Origin of the sequence: Undibacterium sp. MH2W, from assembly GCF_049340215.1 — a bacterium.
Lineage (GTDB): Bacteria > Pseudomonadota > Gammaproteobacteria > Burkholderiales > Burkholderiaceae_D > Undibacterium.
Genome location: NZ_JBMPPA010000001.1, coordinates 55,464 through 73,528 on the forward strand (window position 1 = coordinate 55,464; position 18,065 = coordinate 73,528).

Sequence of the window (18,065 nt, forward strand, 5' to 3'; positions counted from 1 at the left end):
CACCTTACCACAGACAATGTATTTTCACGCAGCTTGAACACGCCATTTCAGAGGGAAATGACTGATGCAGATTATTTTGATGCATTCTCGGTTTACCCAGGCTAAATCGGTCACGCTATCGACACGTCACGTTGTGTACGCGGTCATCGGGTTTGTGATACTGATGGCGCTCAGTGGGGCATTGATGGCCACCTTGACGTTACGCTTGGCGAGCGCGGATCTCCCTATTCTCCGCAACATTTTACCAGCAACTACCTCATCCCCTTTATCGGGCGATCTGAATGCAAAAGACCGTTACGTCAAAGAAAATCTGACAGCCATGGCGGTCAAGCTCGGTGAAATGCAAGCCCAACTGATGCGGCTTGATGCGTTGGGCGAGCGGGTGCAAGGGTTGGCTGGCGTCAAACCAGAAGAATTCAATTTTAAAGAGTCGCCGGGCCGTGGCGGTCCTGAAATCACCGCTGCCCCATCCCAAGAGCTCAATATCGCTGAGTTGCAGGCAGCGCTTGATGCTTTTCAAAAGGACGTTGACCACCGTTCGGATTACCTCAATGTCGTTGAAACGAATTTGATGGGTTTTAAAATTCAATCTAAATTATTGCCAACAATTCAACCTGTGAATGTTGCATATAATGCATCTGGCTTTGGTTGGCGTCTTGATCCATTCACTGGGCATAATGCGTTTCATGAGGGAATCGATTTTCCTGCGCCGACCGGAACACCAATCGTGGCTGCGGCGGGTGGTGTGGTGATTGCGGCAGAATTCCATCCTCAATTCGGCAATATGATTGAAATTGATCACGGCGGGGAGTTGATCACCCGCTACGCTCATACGTCCAAGGTGTACGTCAAGTTGGGCGATATTGTGAAGCGTGGTCAACATATTGCGGACATTGGTTCGACAGGGCGCTCAACGGGATCGCATTTACACTTTGAGGTCCGGATTAAGGACGTGCCTCAGGATCCGAACAAATTCCTCACCGCTGGTGCCAATCAGGCCAAACTTGCCGCCCTTAAGCAAAAATAGACTTGTTTTTGCGCAATTTGCCACCAAATCAAAAATGCTGGAAGGTTTTGCTCAGGCTTTTCATGGTCAATGCCGAACAGCATGGTAAAATCGTGAGTTATCCTATATTGTTGCTGTGCAAGCAAGTTTTTGCCGCGGCGTTTTTCAGAATTTAACTTTCCGTTCATAGCATGTCATTCCTGACCAAGATATTCGGCAGCCGTAATCAACGGCTTTTGAAGCAATACCAAAAGACGGTGCGTGAGATCAACGCATTGGAACCCCAGCTGGAGACTTTGTCAGACGAGGCGTTACAAGCCAAGACTGCTGAATTTAAAGCACGTGTGGCCGAAGGAGCGACGCTCGATAGCATTTTGGTGGAAGCTTTTGCCGTCTGTCGCGAGGCAAGTAAGCGCGTCCTGAAAATGCGCCACTTTGATGTGCAGATGATCGGTGGTATGGTCTTGCATTACGGCAAGATTGCTGAAATGGGTACGGGCGAAGGTAAAACGCTCATGGGTACATTGCCGATCTACCTCAATGCGCTGTCTGGTAAAGGCGTGCATGTGGTCACGGTCAATGATTACTTGGCGCAGCGTGACGCCGAGTGGATGGGTCGCTTGTATAGCTGGTTGGGTCTGACGACAGGCATCAACTTGTCACAGCTTGACCACGACGCGAAGCAAGTTGCGTATGCCTCTGACATTACCTACGGTACTAATAACGAATTCGGTTTTGACTACCTGCGCGACAACATGGTTTTCGAAGCCAAAGACCGTGTGCAACGTGGGCTCAATTTTGCTGTCGTCGATGAAGTGGACTCGATCCTGATCGATGAGGCACGTACCCCGCTGATCATTTCTGGTCAGGCTGAAAATCACACAGAGCTGTACTACAAGATTAACGAAGTACCTAAGCTGCTGACCTTGCAGATCGGTGAAGAAACTCCCGATGGCACAGGCACCGTTGAAGTACCGGGTGATTACACCAAAGATGAAAAAGCGCATCAGGTCTTGCTGACCGAAGCGGGTCACGAAAAAGCAGAAAAAATTCTGACGCAAATGGGCTTGTTGCCTGAAGGCGCGTCGCTCTACGATCCAGCGCATATCACGCTGATTCATCACCTGTATGCAGCATTACGTGCACATGCACTGTATTTCAAAGACCAGCACTATGTCGTGTTGAACGATGAAATCGTGATCGTTGATGAATTTACTGGTCGTATGATGACAGGACGTCGTTGGTCCGATGGCTTGCATCAGGCGGTCGAGGCAAAAGAAGGTGTTCGTATTCAGAATGAAAACCAGACACTTGCATCGATTACTTTCCAGAACTACTTCCGTATGTACACCCGCTTGTCGGGGATGACAGGTACCGCCGATACAGAAGCGTACGAATTCCAAGAAATCTACGGTCTCGAAACCGTCGTGATCCCACCGAATCGTCCTTCTCAGCGTAAAGACCGTCAAGATCAGGTTTATAAATCGGCAGAAGAAAAATATGGCGCGATGTTGAAAGACATCCAAGATTGCTACGAGCGCGGACAGCCCGTGCTGGTTGGTACTACGTCCATTGAAAATTCTGAATTGCTGTCAGGCATCCTGACAAAAGCAAAATTACCGCACAATGTGCTTAATGCGAAACAGCATGCACGTGAAGCTGAAATTATTGCCCAAGCTGGCCGTCCACAAGCGATCACGATTGCGACGAACATGGCGGGTCGTGGTACCGACATCGTATTGGGTGGTAACGTTGCTAAGCAAGTCCAGTTGATTGAAGCGAACGATGCGTTAACGGAGATTGATAAAGCAACCCAAGCGCAGAAATTGCGTGACGAATGGGCTTCCTTGCATGAGCACGTTGTCAAAGCGGGTGGTTTGCACATCATCGGTACGGAACGTCATGAATCTCGTCGTGTTGATAACCAGTTGCGTGGTCGTTCTGGTCGTCAGGGTGATCCAGGATCAAGCCGTTTCTATCTGTCACTGGACGACCAATTACTGCGTATTTTTGCTGGTGATCGTGTTCGCGCCATCATGGACAGACTGAAAATGCCAGAGGGTGAGCCGATCGAAGCAGGTATCGTTTCTCGCTCCATTGAATCGGCGCAGCGCAAAGTTGAAGCGCGTAACTTCGATATCCGTAAGCAATTATTGGAATACGATGATGTGGCCAATGATCAGCGTAAGGTCATCTACCAACAACGTAACGAGTTGCTCGAAGCACATGACATGACAGAGTTAATGTCATCTCTTCGCCACGGTATGTTTGCTGATATCGTTCATGCACACGTACCACAAGAATCCGTTGAAGAGCAGTGGGACCTCCCTGGCTTAGAAAAAGTACTGGCAGCAGAGTGGAACATCGACTTGCCGTTGGTCAAAATGGCGGCTTCTGAGCCAACCTTGACGGGCGAAGATATTCTGGACCGTGTTCTGCAAGCTGTGAATCAGGCTTACGAAGCAAAAGTCGCGATCGTCGGTAAAGAGTCATTTGCGGGATTTGAACGTAGTGTCATGTTGCAAAGCATTGATACGCACTGGCGCGAACATTTGGCAGCATTGGATCATTTGCGTCAGGGCATCCATTTGCGCGGCTATGCACAGAAAAATCCGAAGCAAGAATACAAACGTGAAGCATTTGAGTTGTTTGCACAAATGCTTGATATGATCAAAAACGATGTGGTTCGTACTGTCGTTACCGTTCGTATTCAGTCACGCGAAGAAATTGAAGCTGTTGAAGAGCAAATGGCGCAGCCACAGGTGGAAAATGTGCATTTCCAGCACGCTGACTTTGACGCCGCCGCATCGCCAGAAGAAATCATGGCACCAGCAGCCTATACCGCTGCCGAACAGCCTGAACTGAGTTACGCATTGAAAGTGGGTCGTAACGATCCTTGTCCATGCGGAAGTGGAAAAAAATACAAGCAGTGTCACGGTAAGCTCGCTTAGTTTTATTGATCGCATTGACGCTCATGTAATCAACAAAGGGGATGAAGAAATTCATCCCCTTTTTCTTTGTCGACTGCAAAAAATGGACGACGTCCGATGCCATCAGGCAATCGTGGGTAGCAATAGGCAAAATTTTTTTTGAGTTAGATGTAAGTAAATGCGAAGTTGCGTCGACTGATGCTCAAGTTCTGTTGCGAAGCTGAGGGGTTGCCGGTAGCGCCTGAGTGAATCAGCACAGATCTTTCTTTGATTTACTGTTTACTTTCAATTTTTTTTGGAGACTCAAAATGAAAAAATCGATTCAATATGGCGCAATGATCGCAGCAGCAGCGGCAGCAATGGCAGTGTCTGGTATGACAATCGCAGCAACAAGCACAGTGAGTGCTGGTGATGTTGTGCATTGCTCTGGTATCAACAGCTGCAAAGGTACAAGTGATTGCAAAACAGCAGAAAACGCCTGCAAAGGTCAAAACGTCTGCAAAGGTCATGGATTCGTTGCAACGGGCGCAGCACAGTGCCTCGCTAAAGGCGGCAAGATCATTGATCTCGACAAATAATTGAGCCTACCTCCCTGTATGCGTCGCCATAGAGGGAGGGCTTTTCCTACCATGAGCACGCCACTTATGACCTCGATTTCATCGCATCGCATCGCCAGTCCCGGATTCGGTTTGGGATTACGTACAGATCATTATCACGCCATTCTGTCAGAAAAACCTGACCTCGATTGGTTTGAAATTTTATCTGAAAATTATATGGTCGCAGGTGGTAAGCCGCTAGCGATGCTTGATGCTATCCGCGCCGATTATCCCATGGTGATGCACGGTGTATCGATGTCGATTGGCAGCGCCAATGGGCCTGATCTCGCTTATTTGCAGGCATTAAAAAAGCTCATTGCCAGAGTTGAACCGCTGTGGATTTCTGATCATATTTGCTGGACAGGTGTGCATGGTAAAAATATGCACGATCTGTTTCCACTCCCTTACAACGAAGAGACGATTGCCATTGTGGTTAACAATATTCGTCGCGTCCAAGATGTGCTTGAACGACCACTGGTGTTAGAAAATGTGTCGAGCTACTTGTCGTATAGCAGCGATAGTATGACGGAATGGGAATTCGTCAAGACCATTGCCGAGGAGTCAGATAGTTTGATTTTGCTTGATGTGAATAATGTTTACGTCAGTAGCGTCAACCATGGATTTGATCCAATGGATTACATTCGTGGCATCCCCATCGACCGCGTACAACAGATTCATTTGGCGGGACATCATGATCATGGTGACTATATTATTGATACGCATGACAGAGAAGTCGCCGACCCTGTTTGGGATTTATATGCCAAGACGATCGCTCGATTTGGTTCTGTTGCGACCATGATTGAACGTGACGATCACATCCCTCCTTTAAACGACTTGCTCAGTGAGTTGCAGATTGCGCGAGATATTGCCGCACGCACCATGAAGGCTTCACAAAAGAGTGCGGCATGACATCGGCGTTAGCAGTCACTCAGATGTGTTTTCAGGACTATATTTTAGGCCATCGTGACGCCACCTCTGTGCTACCGATGGTGTCAGCAAACCCAGGTATCAGTTCAACCACGCGTCTTGAAATTTACCATCATGCCTACCGAGTGCGTTTGCGTGACGCATTAGCAGAAAGTTTTTCAAAAACCCACGCATATCTCGGGGATGATTTATTTTATGCGGCATGTCTTTCTTACATTGATGAACATCCATCGACCTTTCGTAATTTGCGATGGTTCGGTGATAGGTTCCCAGAATTTTTGAAGCACTATTTCGCGTCACACCAGCAAGTTGCCGAGTTAGCCCAATTTGAGTGGGTACTAGGGCTGGCATTTGATGCTATTGATCATCCTGTCCTGCGTTTAGAAGACATCGGTCGCGTCAGCGATTGGGAAACTGTTGGCTTCGAGGTAACAAGCTCTTTGCAACGTGTATCGCTTGAATGGAACAGCGTTGAGGTCTGGCTCGCACTGGATTCAGAACAAGCACCACCAGCGCCGGTCTCCACAGAGACACCCGTGCATTGGATTGTTTGGAGAAAAGAGCTACAGCCGCATTTTCGTTCACTATCGGTCGCGGAATCGCAAGCCTTGGAAGCGCTGAGCCAAGGTGAATCTTTTGCTAACGTCTGTGAGCGTGCTGCACAGGTGAATCCTGATGCTGCAGAGCAGATCGCGGGTTGGCTGCAAACGTGGGTCAATGAGTCCATGCTGTCTGCGATCGTGGAGACGCAGGTCAACACGTAACTCAAGGTCGTTGCAATGAAAGCACAGTGTGTGTTCGGAAGGAACACACTGCCGCCTCCTGCTCATTTCTTCAATAAATTTCATTTCACTGGTAATGGCGCGGCAATAAAAATGCCCTACAATGACGGCTTGATTTCAACGCAAGGAAGCTACTATGGCCGTCAATTCCCCTATCCCTGTCGCTGCTGACTTAAAACCAGTTGCCGGTATTCGTCTCGGACATGCCGAGGCAGGTATTCGTAAAGCGAATCGCAAAGATGTATTGGTCATGGAGTTAGCACCGACAGCGACGGTGTCGGGTGTGTTCACGACCAATCGATTTTGCGCCGCACCGGTTCAAGTCTGTAAAGCACATTTGGAAAGTCTCCAGATGTCGGCTGGACCAATCCGTGCATTGGTTGTGAATACGGGTAACGCCAATGCGGGTACAGGAGATGCCGGTTTAGCTGCTGCGAATGCCACTTGTGCTGCATTAGCAGAATTACTGGGATGTGAACCAGCACAAATTTTGCCTTTCTCAACAGGCGTGATTCTTGAGCCACTGCCAGTGGATCGTCTCGTTGCGGGTTTGCCTCAAGCGATTGCTAACCTGAAAGAAGATAACTGGTTCTTTGCTGCAGAATCCATTATGACCACCGATACACAGCCGAAGGCAGCTTCCGCAACTGTGCAAGTGGGTGCGCATACCGTGACAATGACCGGCATTAGTAAAGGTGCTGGCATGATCAAACCTAACATGGCAACCATGCTGGGTTATTTGGCAATGGATGCCAAAGTCGCGCAGCCCGTCCTCGATCACATGATCAAGCAAGCCGCAGACAAATCATTCAATTGCATTACGATTGATGGTGATACGTCAACGAACGATTCCTTCATGCTCATCGCCACCGGCGCTGGTACGCTGGAAGTCAACGATATTGATTCTCCTGAATATGCGATTTTGTCCAAGGCGGTGACCGATTTATCCCAAAAACTCGCGCACATGATTATTCGTGACGGTGAGGGAGCGACGAAGTTTATTTCTATCGCTGTTGAACAAGGTCGTGACTTGGAAGAGTGTCGCAAAATTGCATATTCCATCGCGCATTCACCGTTAGTCAAAACGGCGTTTTTTGCCTCTGACCCAAATTTAGGTCGCATTCTCGCCGCCATCGGTTATGCCGGTGTGACTGATCTGGATGTCAATAAACTCGATTTGTACCTCGATGACGTGTTAGTGGCGAAACGCGGCGGACGCAATCCAGATTACCGTGAAGAAGACGGTCAGCGCGTCATGAAGCAAAGTGAGATTACGATTCGCGTTCAATTGGGCCGCGGCGACGCAGAGACAACGGTATGGACATGCGACCTGTCGCATGATTACGTTTCGATCAATGCCGATTATCGCTCTTAATTAGTCGGAGTTTCCCACAACGTGCTCGCGGCGTTCAATCGCATTTCTGCGTTGGAGCCATTGTGGGAAAGTCCTTTTTAGCTTCGTTGAAACCGCCCCCGCTACATCTCCTTGGGCGGTTTTTTGATTGGTGATGAACTCGATGACCCAGCTTGATCAGTTTTTAGCGCGTGCTGAGCACGTACTTACCCGCTTAGAGGCGTTATTGCCCGGGACGATTACGGCACCAGATTGGCAATTAGGGAACGCCTTCCGTTGGCGAAAACGGGGTGGTCAGGGATATTTGCAAGTAGTGCGTCACGCATCCGTCATTCGCCTTGATGACTTACATCATATCGCTCCACAGAAAACACTGATTGAACAAAACACCTTGCAATTTGTGCGTGGGAAACCTGCTAATAATGTGTTGTTAACGGGTGCTAGAGGCACCGGTAAATCGTCATTGATTAAAGCCTGTCTTAATCAATTTAGCGATCAAGGTTTGCGTTTGATTGAGGTAGATAAAGCAGATCTGGCTGATTTGCCGGATATTGTTGATTTGGTGGCAGAACGCCCTGAACGGTTTGTGATTTTTTGCGACGATCTCTCGTTTGAAGAAGGCGAAGCGGGGTATAAAGCGTTGAAAGTCGCATTGGATGGCAGTATCGCGACGCAATCAGACAATGTCCTCATTTACGCGACCTCGAATCGTCGTCACTTGATGCCAGAAAAAATGTCCGACAACGCCAGCTATCAGCACGCTGACGATGGCGATTTGCATCCCGGTGAAACCGTGGAAGAAAAAATTTCTCTCTCTGAACGATTTGGTCTGTGGGTGTCGTTTTATCCCTTTAAGCAAGATGATTACCTTGAAATCGTTGGTCACTGGTTAAAGCGTTTTGACTGTAACGATGAGCAGATCGCGGCTGCGAGGGCCGACGCATTACGCTGGGCATTGCAACGCGGATCCCGCTCTGGTCGGGTGGCATGGCAATTTGCACGAGACTACGCGGGTAAATTAACGGACAACGATCATGTCTGAAGTGGCAATGAAAAAAGTTCAGCCCGTTGATGTGGCCGTCGGCATTTTGATGAAGCCCAATGGGGATGTTTTATTGGGGCAGCGTCCGGCAGGCAAACCCTACGAAGGCTATTGGGAATTTCCTGGCGGGAAAGTAGAGCCCGATGAGTCGATTTTTGACGCCCTTCGACGCGAGTTTCTTGAAGAGCTGGGGATACACATTCTCAGTGCGACACCGTGGTGTGGCGTTGAGCATGTATATCCTCACGCCCATGTGCGACTGCATTTCTATATTAGTCGTGAATGGGAGGGGGAGCCACAAAGCCTCGAAGGTCAGGCATTTGCTTGGCAAGGCGAGGTCGGTGTGACGCCGCTGTTGCCTGCCACTATCCCGCTGCTCGAATGGCTTGGCTTGCTCCAAAGCGATGTCAGTCGTATGCCAGCATAAATCTGCCTGCATTGGTGTGACCTCGTCATCCGTTTCACTTTTAGCACTCTTGTGCGATTGATCAATACCACCCTGATACCTTCTTTCGACGGTTGGCGTCAGGGCTGTGTCTCATCGGACTTTCGTGCCTGTCAACTCTACCGCTTTTGTGTATTGTTAACGCAACTCACTCCGTACTTCTACTTATTGCCTGATGCATTTCAGGCTGAGACTATCCTTACTCGTTTTAATTATTATATGTATTGAAAAAAATACGGTGTATCATTTTAAATACACCGTTCTATTTTCAATACGCTGTAGAGGGAATACTCGGTCGCAAAAGAACCTGCTTCACTTTTGACTGTATTGAAATCCATACAGTTTGTTGTCGGTGTTGGGTAATTTTTTTGTAAGTCTTTGAATTTGCTTGATAATTATTAGTGGCACGGGCATTGCTAAGAGAACGTTAACTTTTCTCTAAAGCGATGGAGTGCTAAAAACTATGCAACAACTAGCAGAAAGAACCGGCGCTGTCTTGCGGCTTGACTTGCAGGCAGTTCGACATAACTACCGATTACTTCAGAATCGCTTGGGTACTTCCCGATGCGGTGCTGCGGTGAAGGCGGACGCCTATGGACTCGGGGCGGAACAGGTAGCCAACGTACTCTACCAAGAAGGGTGTCGACATTTTTTCGTCGCTCATCTTGAAGAAGCGATCGCTTTGCGTCCTAGTTTGCCCTCTGACGCCCATCTGATCGTCATGCATGGTTCTCCGGTCGGCTGTGAGGCTGAATTCATCGCCCACGGCTGTATGCCGGTTTTAAATAGTCTGCAACAAATTCAAGACTGGAGCGCATTGGCCCAGCGTCAACAACAGCGCTTACCGGCCATCGTTCAGTTCGATACAGGTATGGCTCGCATGGGATTATCTGCACAAGAAGTAGAGGCACTGCAGAATGATCCATCTTTGTATGCGGGCATTGATGTGCAGTATGTGATGAGTCATTTGGCGTGCGCTGAAGACCAGCACAATCCAATGAATCGTCAGCAACTGGAACGCTTTCAGGCTTTACGTACTTTATTTCCAGGAAGTAAAGCAACGTTGGCGAATTCGTCGGGTATTTTTTTGGGGAGTGACTTTCATTTTGATCTGGCTCGTCCAGGCGCGGCGCTGTACGGCGTTGCCCCTGTGGCAGGACAAGAGAATCCTTTACGTGCCGTCGCCCATTTACAAGGGCGCCTTATCCAAACCCGCGACATTCCAGCAGGAACAGGCGTGGGATATGGCTCAACATGGCGCAGTAAGGAAGCAAGTCGCATAGCAACAGTTGCTGTTGGCTATGCTGATGGTTGGTTACGAAGTTTAAGTAACCGTGGAGTGGCGCACATTGCAGGCTTTGAAGCGCCAATGGTAGGGAATGTTTCTATGGACACAATTACGTTGGATGTAACGCATATTGCGCCAACGTACTTGCAACCGGGCACTTTCGTCGATCTCATATCGGCAACCAACACCGTGGATGACGTCGCTACGAGAGCGAACACGATTGGTTACGAAATATTGACCAGTCTGGGTACACGCTATTACCGCGAGTATTCGGACGAGTGTCCAGCAACGTAGTCTTTCCTTCACAAGACACCTACATTCATCACCAGCATACACAGACAAGCACATCAGGAGAATCAACATGAAAGTTATCGTACTCGGCGCAGGCGTTATCGGCACAGCATCCGCTTATTTCTTAGCAAAAGCAGGTCACGAAGTGACCGTCATTGAACGTCAGCCAGGTGCTGCATTAGAGACCAGCTATGGCAACGCCGGTGAAGTGTCACCCGGATACTCTGCACCATGGGCAGGACCAGGTGTACCGCTCAAAGCCATCAAATGGCTGATGATGAAACATAGTCCACTGGCAATTCGTCCGACATTTGACCTCAACACATGGCGCTGGGTCACGCAGATGCTGATGAATTGCACATCGGCACGCTACGAAACAAACAAAGGTCGCATGTTACGGATGGCTGAATACAGCCGTGATGTCTTGCAGCAATTACGCGCTGATACAGGGATTGCTTACGACGAACGCACCCAAGGCACGTTGCAACTCTTCCGTAACCAAGCACAATTAGATGGCGCGCAGGCTGATATCGACATTTTGAAACGCTACGACGTACCTTACGAAACCTTGGATAAAGCAGGGTGTTTGGTTGTTGAGCCTGCGTTGAAGAACGTACAAGAAAAATTTGTTGGCGCATTACGTTTGCCAGGCGACGAAACCGGTGACTGCTTCAAGTTCACGCAAAATCTGGCAAAACTGGCAGAAGGTCTTGGCGTCACGTTCAAATATGGCGTGAGCATCGAACGACTGGTGCGCGAGGGCGACACCATCACTTCCGTCATCACCTCGCAAGGCGAGATGAAGGCAGATCGTTACGTACTCGCTTTAGGCAGCTATTCGCCAATCGTTCTGCGTGAACTGGGCATCAACATCCCCGTTTACCCAATTAAAGGTTATTCAATAACCGTACCGATTACCGATGCACAACGGGCACCGGAATCAACCGTGATGGATGAAACTTACAAAGTGGCAATCACACGTCTCGGTGACCGCATTCGCGTAGGCGGCACCGCCGAAATCACAGGTTACAACCTGGATTTACGCAAAGATCGCCGTGATACCCTGGAATTTTCAGTCACTGACTTGTTCCCGGGTGGTGGTGACGTGAGTAAGGCCGAATTCTGGACAGGACTGCGTCCGATGACACCAGATGGTACCCCTGTGGTCGGCCCTACCCCTTATCGTAATTTATTCCTGAATACAGGACATGGCACCTTAGGTTGGACCATGGCTTGTGGATCAGGGCAATTCATTGCGGATCTTGTTTCAGGCAAGCGTCCGGCAATTTCCACTGAAGGTTTATATATGGATCGATATGGCAGCATTAATCGTCCAGTCATTGTCCCCAAGGAGTTGGCATGAGCCAGTTTGAACAGTTGCTATCCTCAACCCAGGTATTTGCAGATGCGAATCTGAATGCCCGTTTTTATGCCGCGATCGAGATTCTGGCGCAAACCATGATGGTGATGCCGCGTGCGGCGACCGTCACCAGTCTGGCTGCCGCGACGGGCAAAACGCCGCGTCTGATTCGCTCTATCTTAACAACACTGAGTAAGGATGGCCTGGTCGGACGCGACGCCAAAGAAAAAGATGCCTGGCATTGCCGTGACTGCAACGGCTTTATTACCTTAGCAGATGTGTATCGTTGCTTTGCCGATGCGGAAGAGCGGGCGTTGGCGAAAGCAGCGAAGCAGCAAGCGACAACGACTGCGGACAGCGACGATGAGGCGCAAGAGGCTGATGCAGTACCATCCCGTAGCTCGAGCCAACACAGCGTTGATTTGTTGATGATGCAAGTGAAGATGACTGTCAATCGCGCAGTCGTTCAGCAGTTACAGCAGTTTGATCTGAGCCGTTTGCGCGGTTTGGCGACGACGGCTGCTTTCCGCAGTCAATATGCGCGACCACGCGGCTATATCCCCGAGCCTTACTAGGATTGCATTTTCCAACGTCATCACCAGACTCCACGCCAGATAAAGTGACTTAATGCGTATTAATATTCAGTTTAAGGACCGCGTCGGTATCGCGCATGAAATTTTGGCTGTTCTGGCGAAACGTGGCTTAAATGTGGTTGCTGTTGAGGTTGATCCTCCGCATATCTACATTGATAGCCCCGAACTGTTGGAGTACATGTTACCTGCCTTGCAAGAAGATTGCCGTCAGGTCAAAGGCGTAGGCGATATTCAGGTTCTCGACGTGCTGCCCGGCATTCGCCGCCGCTTGCATCTCGATACCGTCATGGCAGCAATGGAAGATCCAGTGCTAGCTGTTGATGGGTGTGGCCGTATTCTGATTGCGAACGCGGCCGCAGCGGCCGTTGCGGGGACCAGTGAAGCCATTCTGTGCAGTATGACACTAAGTCAGATTCTCGATGATCCTGACATGGAGCGAGAACTGATTGATGCCAGTTTTCGCCTCCCAAGTCGTGAGGTGACCTTGAAAGGGGAACCTTTCTTTATGGAAGTCAGCCCCGTCTCAGAACCACTCCTTGTTGAACTCGCCCCCTCGGGACGCTCGGTCGGCGCTGTCATTAGTTTTCATACTCCGGCCCGCATCGGTGGTCGCTTACATGCCCTCCAAAATTCAGTAGGCAACGGATTTGATCTCATTATTGGCGAGTCGGAGCAAATTCGTTCTCTCAAAAGCAAAGCAGCACGTGTCGCCATCGTGGATGCACCCTTGCTAATTACCGGCGAAACAGGCACTGGTAAAGAACTGCTGGCGCAAGCATGTCATGGCATTAGCCCCCGAGCGAATGCGCCGTTTCTGGAATTGAATTGTGCAGCATTACCGGAGAGTTTGGCGGAAAGTGAACTCTTTGGATATATGTCTGGCGCATTCACAGGAGCGCAGCGCGGTGGCAAGCCAGGACTATTCGAAATGGCCGATGGTGGCACCGTGTTTCTCGACGAAATTGGCGAGATGTCCTTGTACTTGCAAGCAAAACTCCTGCGATTCTTAAATGATGGTAAGTTCCGCCGGATTGGTGGCGACAAGGAAATCAAAGTCAACGTCCGCATTATCAGTGCGACGCACCGTAATCTGAGAAAAATGGTGCAGGAAGGCTTATTCCGCGAAGATTTGTTTTATCGCTTGAATGTGCTGCACCTTGAAGTTCCCGCTCTGCGAGATCGTCCCGATGACATTTTGCCCCTAGCACGCCACTTCATCGAGCGTGCATGTACGCAATCACAAAAACCGGTGTGTCGCCTGAATTCGTCAGCATGCGCTGTTCTCGTGTCCAATCGCTGGCAGGGGAACGTACGACAATTACAGAACGTGATTTTCCGGGCGATTACCATGTCCGATCAGCGTGTTCTTGATGCGGCTGATCTCGACTGGGCAGAAGGAAGCATCAGTGCGGATGAAGTTAACCTCGACAACACGGAGAACTGGGAATTATCAGTCAATGCTTTCGAGCAATCTTTGCTGGAGAGGCTGTATCCCCAATATCCATCGAGCCGAAAGCTTGCTGCAAGGCTACAAACGTCCCACTCGATGATTGCGACAAAGTTACGTAAATACGGCATCCCCGGCAAACGATAATGCGCATCGCCGAGGCGTCGGCTTAATGCAGATTGTCGTCTTCGGGGTCTTCTGGAAGGTTCACGGCTGGGATGGTGTATTTTTCCTCAGCCCAAGCACCTAAATCGATTTGTTTGCAACGTTCAGAGCAAAATGGACGAAAACGGTTCTCAGTCGTCCATTCAACTTTGGTTTGACAGGTAGGGCAGTTGACAACAGTGGCCATATTCAGGTGTTCAGAAATCAGAAATTACAGAGGGTGAGATCAAACGGGATATCGTTTTCAAACGCTTTTGGCTTCATATCGCCATCCTGCGACATATACCGGATCCACAACATGTATTTGTTCGCTGAAATCTCCGGAATCGCGCCAAGCTCGCGGTGAATGCTAACACGCAATAATTGATACACCTTCCCTTGCAACATTTGTTGATAACTACCCGCTTGTGCGATCACTTTTGTTGTTGAGCCAGATTCACGTAGTAAGCGCAGAATGACATTAATGGCATCAAACAAGGGGGCAATCGGGGCAAACCACGCTGAAATGTCAGCAAACCGTTTCTCTGCCGAGTTTTTCTGCCAAGCATGGTAACTTGGTAAATCAAATTCACAGGCACCACCAGGAATAATCGTACGGCCGCGAATACTCATTAACCACTCGTTATCGCGGATATTTTGTCCGGTTTTGCCTGTGCAGGCAATCAGTGATGTACTGGCGCGATCAACGTCTTCCAGTACTTTGTCGAGCATTTCTGCCTGGACATTCGGATTGGATTTGAAACCAATGAGCGTGTGCTTCTGACGTTCCAGTTCTTGCAACAAATCAGATTTCAGGTCAGCACGACCAGCCACTTCCAACATTTCGAAAATGGTTGCTAGCGCAACATGATGTTGCAGCGGATCGGATTGATGCAGGAAAAATATAAATTTTTCATACAGGTCTTCCAACCGCAGAAGCGTGCGAATACGCTCGTTGAAAGGGTATTCGTAAACAATCAAAATAGTGTCCCTGTTTTAAAATTTGTGCCAATCTGAACTTCACATGATTCTGAACCATACGCCTGAAAATTACAAACATCATGTAAAGTTTTTTTTGTCTCTGACGTGTTACAAGCGGATTGTGAGGGAATTGCGCGGGTACGTTTCAAGAATGTGCCGCGATGCGGGCCTCATGCGCGAGTTGCAGATAGCGTAGGTGCAATGCGTCGACCTGTGTTCTCACGCGCTCTAAGTCAGTCTCGTTGTCGATAATATCATCTGCGGCAGCAAGGCGTTGGGCACGAGTCGCTTGTGCACGCATGATGGCCTCGACTTGCTCTCTGCGTAACTGATTTCTTTTCATGACCCGTGCGATCTGCGTCTCTTCGCTGCAGTCCACCACGGCAATCCGTTGCACGCGCTGGCGCCAGTTGCCTGATTCGACGAGCAAAGGGACTGCAAAAATAACATAAGGACTGTTGGCTGTTGCTGTCTGCTGTTCACATTCCTGACGGATGAGCGGATGCAGAATCTGCTCGAGTTGCTTTTTAGCGTTGCTATCAGTAAAAACCAACTCACGCATCCATGCTCGATTCATTGCACCGTTCTCTGCAATGGCAGCATCGCCAAATGTTTGACGTATTGCCGGTATTGCTTGTCCGGATGGTGCGGTGAGTGCATGCGCGATCGCATCGGTATCGATGATGACGATACCGTGTTCTTTGAATTGGTCAGTGACCGTTGTTTTACCGCTGCCGATTCCGCCAGTCAGACCAATTGCCAAAGAGGGTGAAGGGGAAGAAGACATCAGAGATAACCGAGATAACGTTGCGACAGTTCCGGACCCCACACCAAGGCGATCAAGCCCGCACCTGCGAGGTAAGGACCGAATGGCAATGGTGTGTCTTTGCCTAGCTTGGCCAGACCGATCATCGCTAATCCAACGACAGCACCAACGATGGACGACAAAAGAATGATTACCGGCAGCATACTCCAGCCCATCCAAGCCCCTAACGCTGCCAACAATTTAAAGTCCCCGTATCCCATGCCTTCTTTGCCAGTGATCAGTTTGAAGACCCAATATATCGACCATAACGCGAGATAGCCTGCCGCCGCGCCGATGACCGCTGAGGACAAGGAAGTAAATGTGCCATTGATATTGACCAACAAACCCAGCCACATGAGACTCAGTGTCAAATCATCCGGCAAGAGCTGTGTATCCGCATCGATCATGGTCAATGCGATCAGGATAAAGCCAAAAACCACCGCCGAGAGTCCAGCAACACCACTTCCAAAATGCCAAATGAACCCCGCAGTGAGAAGACCTGTCGCCAACTCAACTAAGGGGTAACGAATAGAAATCGCCGCCTGACAGCCGCGGCACTTCCCTCTGATTGCGAGGTAGCTCACGACGGGAATGTTCTCTAGTGCACCGATCTGATGTCCGCAATGCGGGCAGGCGGAACGCGGCACCATCAAGTTATACGGACTGGTGTGGGGTAACTCTTTCCCGGTCTCATGGGCAACAAAGTTTTCAACCTCATGTTGCATCATTTTCGGTAGCCGGTGAATGACCACATTTAAAAAACTACCAATCAACAACCCGAAAATGCCAAAGATGATCGTGCTGAGGCTATTTCCGGGGAGCTTAAAAAGAATTTCTTGTAGCATCAGACCACGGATCCTAATTTGAAAATTGGCAGATACATCGCCACAACGAGACCACCAATCACCACGCCCAGAATCACCATAATCAGCGGTTCCATCAAACTAGAGAGTGACGCGACTGCTTCGTCGACTTCTTCCTCATAAAAATCAGCCACCTTGCCCAACATGCTATCGAGGGCACCAGATTCTTCGCCGATGGCCACCATCTGCGTCACCATGTTCGGGAATAAATTGGTATTTTGCATCGCTACCGTGAGACTGGTCCCTGTGCTGACCTCGGTCTGAATCTTGATCGTGGCATCCAGATAGACGGCATTGCCTGAGGCACCACCAACGGAATCCAGCGACTCAACCAGTGGAACACCCGCTGCAAACATGGTGGAGAGTGTTCGGGTCCAACGGGCAATCGTCGCTTTACGGATAATCGCGCCAAAAATCGGCAACTGCAACAGAATCCGGTCCATGGCTCGTTGCATCTCTAGCGAACGGCGCCATGTCTGGAAGAAAAAATACAAAGCGCCGAAGATCGACCCAAAAATCAGATACCAATAACTGACCACAAAGTCCGAAATCGCCATCACGATCAGCGTTGGCGCTGGCAAATCGGCACCGAAGCTTGAGAATACCTGCTTAAACGCTGGAACCACAAAGATCATAATGACGGCAGTGACGACAAAAGCGACTGACAAAATGGCAATCGGATAGGTCAGTGCGGATTTGATTTTCTTTTTGATCGCGAGCGTTTTTTCCTTATAAATGGCAAGACGCGTGAGCAAGTCTTCCAGAATACCGGCCTGTTCGCCCGCACCCACCAAATTGCAGAACAGTGGATCAAAGTAGAGGGGGAATTTCCGGAAAGCCTGATTCAAGCTCGTCCCCGTTTCGACGTCGCCACGGATATCCTGTAGCAGCTTCGACACGGACGGGTTGGCATTGCCTTTGGCGACGATATCGAACGACTGTAACAGCGGAACGCCCGCTTTCATCATGGTTGCCAGTTGTCGCGTAAACAAAGTGATATCGGCATCGGTAATTTTTTTACCTGAGCTATAGCTCTTTTTCTTCAGTTTAGTGACCAGAATGCCTTGACGACGCAAGGTAGCGTTGACGATCGCTTCGCCACCTGCACGCAGTTCACCCTGCACTGTTTTGCCAAACTTATCTTTACCTTCCCAAGCATAAATCACTTCTTTTGCTGGTTTGATGGTCCTGGCCGAATTAGTTGCCATGTG

General features: G+C 49.4%; 18 protein-coding genes. 12 read left to right on the forward strand and 6 right to left on the reverse strand.

All coding sequences use genetic code 11. The annotated features are described in order from the left end of the window. The first annotated feature begins 64 nt into the window (after positions 1-64). Positions 65-1,027: a M23 family metallopeptidase gene (locus ACO0K2_RS00260; RefSeq protein WP_423014556.1), complete on the forward strand. Its 963-nt coding sequence runs from the start codon at positions 65-67 to the stop codon at positions 1,025-1,027. On the opposite strand, the gene ACO0K2_RS00265 is transcribed toward ACO0K2_RS00260, so the two are convergent. Next, the gene (locus ACO0K2_RS00265; RefSeq protein WP_423014558.1) at positions 994-1,194 is read right to left on the reverse strand and encodes a hypothetical protein; all 201 of its coding nucleotides are present in this window, start codon (positions 1,192-1,194) and stop codon (positions 994-996) included. The two genes, ACO0K2_RS00260 and ACO0K2_RS00265, sit on opposite strands and share 34 nt — an antisense overlap. 3 nt (positions 1,195-1,197) lie before the next feature. Between ACO0K2_RS00265 and secA the strand changes: the two genes are divergently transcribed. From secA to ACO0K2_RS00320, 11 genes are all read left to right on the forward strand, one after another. Continuing rightward, positions 1,198-3,957, forward strand: a complete 2,760-nt coding sequence (gene secA / locus ACO0K2_RS00270; RefSeq protein ID WP_423014560.1) for a preprotein translocase subunit SecA — start codon at positions 1,198-1,200, stop codon at positions 3,955-3,957. Positions 3,958-4,244: 287 nt separating this feature from the next. Further along, positions 4,245-4,514 carry a hypothetical protein gene (locus ACO0K2_RS00275; RefSeq protein ID WP_423014562.1) on the forward strand — a complete coding sequence of 90 codons (270 nt, stop codon included), beginning with the start codon at positions 4,245-4,247 and terminating at the stop codon, positions 4,512-4,514. A gap of 51 nt (positions 4,515-4,565) precedes the next feature. Continuing rightward, complete coding sequence (locus ACO0K2_RS00280; protein ID WP_423014564.1) at positions 4,566-5,441, forward strand: DUF692 domain-containing protein; 876 nt, start codon at positions 4,566-4,568, stop codon at positions 5,439-5,441. After that, positions 5,438-6,223: a DNA-binding domain-containing protein gene (locus ACO0K2_RS00285; RefSeq protein WP_423014566.1), complete on the forward strand. Its 786-nt coding sequence runs from the start codon at positions 5,438-5,440 to the stop codon at positions 6,221-6,223. The genes ACO0K2_RS00280 and ACO0K2_RS00285 overlap by 4 nt, the downstream gene beginning before the upstream one ends. Before the next feature lie 154 nt (positions 6,224-6,377). Continuing rightward, positions 6,378-7,616 carry a bifunctional glutamate N-acetyltransferase/amino-acid acetyltransferase ArgJ gene (gene argJ, locus ACO0K2_RS00290; protein WP_423014568.1) on the forward strand — a complete coding sequence of 413 codons (1,239 nt, stop codon included), beginning with the start codon at positions 6,378-6,380 and terminating at the stop codon, positions 7,614-7,616. A 142-nt stretch (positions 7,617-7,758) separates the two neighbouring features. Further along, complete coding sequence (locus tag ACO0K2_RS00295) at positions 7,759-8,637, forward strand: ATP-binding protein (protein WP_423016103.1); 879 nt, start codon at positions 7,759-7,761, stop codon at positions 8,635-8,637. A 7-nt stretch (positions 8,638-8,644) separates the two neighbouring features. Continuing rightward, positions 8,645-9,064, forward strand: a complete 420-nt coding sequence (locus ACO0K2_RS00300; protein WP_423014570.1) for an NUDIX domain-containing protein — start codon at positions 8,645-8,647, stop codon at positions 9,062-9,064. 481 nt (positions 9,065-9,545) lie between these two features. Next, positions 9,546-10,664, forward strand: coding sequence for an alanine racemase (gene alr / locus ACO0K2_RS00305; protein WP_423014572.1), 1,119 nt, complete (start codon positions 9,546-9,548; stop codon positions 10,662-10,664). Continuing rightward, the gene (locus tag ACO0K2_RS00310; protein WP_423016105.1) at positions 10,639-12,024 is read left to right on the forward strand and encodes a D-amino acid dehydrogenase; all 1,386 of its coding nucleotides are present in this window, start codon (positions 10,639-10,641) and stop codon (positions 12,022-12,024) included. Before alr ends, ACO0K2_RS00310 begins: the two co-directional genes overlap by 26 nt. Next, positions 12,021-12,596 carry a hypothetical protein gene (locus ACO0K2_RS00315; protein WP_423014573.1) on the forward strand — a complete coding sequence of 192 codons (576 nt, stop codon included), beginning with the start codon at positions 12,021-12,023 and terminating at the stop codon, positions 12,594-12,596. The genes ACO0K2_RS00310 and ACO0K2_RS00315 overlap by 4 nt, the downstream gene beginning before the upstream one ends. Before the next feature lie 52 nt (positions 12,597-12,648). After that, positions 12,649-14,208 carry a sigma-54-dependent transcriptional regulator gene (locus ACO0K2_RS00320; RefSeq protein ID WP_423014575.1) on the forward strand — a complete coding sequence of 520 codons (1,560 nt, stop codon included), beginning with the start codon at positions 12,649-12,651 and terminating at the stop codon, positions 14,206-14,208. Positions 14,209-14,230: 22 nt separating this feature from the next. On the opposite strand, the gene yacG is transcribed toward ACO0K2_RS00320, so the two are convergent. From yacG to ACO0K2_RS00345, 5 genes are all read right to left on the reverse strand, one after another. Then, on the reverse strand, positions 14,231-14,413 hold the full coding sequence (gene yacG, locus ACO0K2_RS00325; RefSeq protein WP_423014577.1) for a DNA gyrase inhibitor YacG: 183 nt from the start codon (positions 14,411-14,413) through the stop codon (positions 14,231-14,233). Positions 14,414-14,430: 17 nt separating this feature from the next. Further along, positions 14,431-15,186: a cell division protein ZapD gene (gene zapD / locus ACO0K2_RS00330; protein ID WP_423014579.1), complete on the reverse strand. Its 756-nt coding sequence runs from the start codon at positions 15,184-15,186 to the stop codon at positions 14,431-14,433. Between the two features lie 145 nt (positions 15,187-15,331). After that, a complete protein-coding gene (coaE, locus tag ACO0K2_RS00335) occupies positions 15,332-15,973 on the reverse strand; it encodes a dephospho-CoA kinase (RefSeq protein ID WP_423014581.1) in 642 nt (213 codons plus the stop codon). Continuing rightward, a complete protein-coding gene (locus ACO0K2_RS00340; RefSeq protein WP_423014583.1) occupies positions 15,973-16,836 on the reverse strand; it encodes a prepilin peptidase in 864 nt (287 codons plus the stop codon). The genes coaE and ACO0K2_RS00340 overlap by 1 nt, the downstream gene beginning before the upstream one ends. Beyond that, a complete protein-coding gene (locus tag ACO0K2_RS00345) occupies positions 16,836-18,062 on the reverse strand; it encodes a type II secretion system F family protein (protein ID WP_423014585.1) in 1,227 nt (408 codons plus the stop codon). Before ACO0K2_RS00345 ends, ACO0K2_RS00340 begins: the two co-directional genes overlap by 1 nt. Between the last annotated feature and the right edge of the window lie 3 nt (positions 18,063-18,065).

Bases quoted from the DNA above. Each gene is read 5' to 3' on its own strand.
- ACO0K2_RS00260 (WP_423014556.1), top strand. From the start codon at position 65: ATGCAGATTATTTTGATGCATTCTCGGTTTACCCAGGCTAAATCGGTC.
- ACO0K2_RS00265 (WP_423014558.1), bottom strand. From the start codon at position 1,194: ATGAACGGAAAGTTAAATTCTGAAAAACGCCGCGGCAAAAACTTGCTT.
- secA (WP_423014560.1), top strand. From the start codon at position 1,198: ATGTCATTCCTGACCAAGATATTCGGCAGCCGTAATCAACGGCTTTTG.
- ACO0K2_RS00275 (WP_423014562.1), top strand. From the start codon at position 4,245: ATGAAAAAATCGATTCAATATGGCGCAATGATCGCAGCAGCAGCGGCA.
- ACO0K2_RS00280 (WP_423014564.1), top strand. From the start codon at position 4,566: ATGAGCACGCCACTTATGACCTCGATTTCATCGCATCGCATCGCCAGT.
- ACO0K2_RS00285 (WP_423014566.1), top strand. From the start codon at position 5,438: ATGACATCGGCGTTAGCAGTCACTCAGATGTGTTTTCAGGACTATATT.
- argJ (WP_423014568.1), top strand. From the start codon at position 6,378: ATGGCCGTCAATTCCCCTATCCCTGTCGCTGCTGACTTAAAACCAGTT.
- ACO0K2_RS00295 (WP_423016103.1), top strand. From the start codon at position 7,759: ATGACCCAGCTTGATCAGTTTTTAGCGCGTGCTGAGCACGTACTTACC.
- ACO0K2_RS00300 (WP_423014570.1), top strand. From the start codon at position 8,645: ATGAAAAAAGTTCAGCCCGTTGATGTGGCCGTCGGCATTTTGATGAAG.
- alr (WP_423014572.1), top strand. From the start codon at position 9,546: ATGCAACAACTAGCAGAAAGAACCGGCGCTGTCTTGCGGCTTGACTTG.
- ACO0K2_RS00315 (WP_423014573.1), top strand. From the start codon at position 12,021: ATGAGCCAGTTTGAACAGTTGCTATCCTCAACCCAGGTATTTGCAGAT.
- ACO0K2_RS00320 (WP_423014575.1), top strand. From the start codon at position 12,649: ATGCGTATTAATATTCAGTTTAAGGACCGCGTCGGTATCGCGCATGAA.
- yacG (WP_423014577.1), bottom strand. From the start codon at position 14,413: ATGGCCACTGTTGTCAACTGCCCTACCTGTCAAACCAAAGTTGAATGG.
- coaE (WP_423014581.1), bottom strand. From the start codon at position 15,973: ATGTCTTCTTCCCCTTCACCCTCTTTGGCAATTGGTCTGACTGGCGGA.
- ACO0K2_RS00340 (WP_423014583.1), bottom strand. From the start codon at position 16,836: ATGCTACAAGAAATTCTTTTTAAGCTCCCCGGAAATAGCCTCAGCACG.
- ACO0K2_RS00345 (WP_423014585.1), bottom strand. From the start codon at position 18,062: ATGGCAACTAATTCGGCCAGGACCATCAAACCAGCAAAAGAAGTGATT.